Source organism: Polaromonas sp. P3_C2, from assembly GCF_056402675.1.
In genome coordinates this window covers 1-1247 of record NZ_JBFUGX010000948.1, presented here as the reverse complement: position 1 = coordinate 1247, position 1247 = coordinate 1, and the positions used below count along the sequence as shown (strand labels likewise).

The following is a 1247-nucleotide window of genomic DNA, read 5'->3' as shown; positions in this document are numbered from 1 at the left end:
GGCTACAACCGCTTCTTCGCCTACATCTCGCTGTTCACCTTTTCCATGCTGATGCTGGTGATGAGCAACAACATGCTTCAGCTGTTCTTCGGCTGGGAGGCCGTGGGTCTGGTGTCCTATCTGCTGATCGGCTTCTGGTTCAACAAGCCGACCGCCATCTTTGCAAACATGAAGGCCTTCCTGGTCAACCGCGTGGGCGATTTCGGTTTCATCCTTGGCATCGGCCTGATCGCTGCCTATGCCGGCACACTGAACTACGGCGAGGCCTTTGCCAAGGCCGGCGAGCTTTCCAAGCTGAGCTTCCCGGGCACCGGCTGGATGCTGGTAACCGTGATTTGCATCTGCCTCTTCATTGGCGCCATGGGCAAGTCAGCGCAATTCCCTTTGCACGTCTGGTTGCCGGATTCCATGGAAGGCCCAACCCCGATCTCCGCGCTGATTCACGCAGCAACCATGGTGACGGCCGGCATCTTCATGGTGGCGCGCATGTCACCGCTGTTTGAGCTCAGCGATACCGCGCTCAGCTTCATCATGGTGATAGGTGCCATTACGGCGCTGTTCATGGGCTTTCTCGGCATCATCCAGAACGACATCAAGCGTGTGGTCGCGTATTCCACACTTTCGCAGCTGGGTTACATGACGGTGGCGCTGGGCGCCTCGGCCTATTCTGTCGCGGTGTTCCACCTGATGACGCACGCCTTCTTCAAGGCGCTGCTGTTCCTGGCCGCGGGCTCGGTCATCATCGGCATGCACCATAACCAGGACATTCGCTGGATGGGCGGCGTACGCAAGTACATGCCCATCACCTGGATCACTTCGTTGCTGGGTACGCTGGCCTTGATCGGCACGCCGTTGTTCGCGGGTTTTTACTCCAAGGACAGCATCATTGAAGCCGTGCATGAGAGCCACCTGGCAGGCGCTGGCTTTGCCTACTTCGCGGTGCTGGCAGGTGTCTTCGTGACGGCCTTCTATTCCTTCCGGCTGTATTTCCTGGTGTTCCACGGCAAGGAACGCCATGACCAGAATCCCGACGCGCACCACCACGGTCACGACGACCATGGCCATCATGACGAACACCACGAGCCGCACGAATCCCCGTGGGTGGTGACGGTGCCGCTGATCCTGCTGGCGATTCCGTCGGTGGTCATCGGTTTCATGACGATACAGCCCATGCTGTACGGCGATTTCTTCAACGACGCCATCTTCGTGGACCTCGAGAAACATCACGCCATGGAAGAGCTTAAGCA

Annotated in this window: 1 protein-coding gene; it reads left to right on the top strand. The window is 58.4% G+C overall.

What is annotated here, in order from left to right; all coding sequences use genetic code 11:
* Window positions 1-1247: NADH-quinone oxidoreductase subunit L (nuoL, locus tag AC1DWI_RS23680; RefSeq protein WP_477725976.1), on the top strand; the 1247-nt coding region annotated here is incomplete at both ends.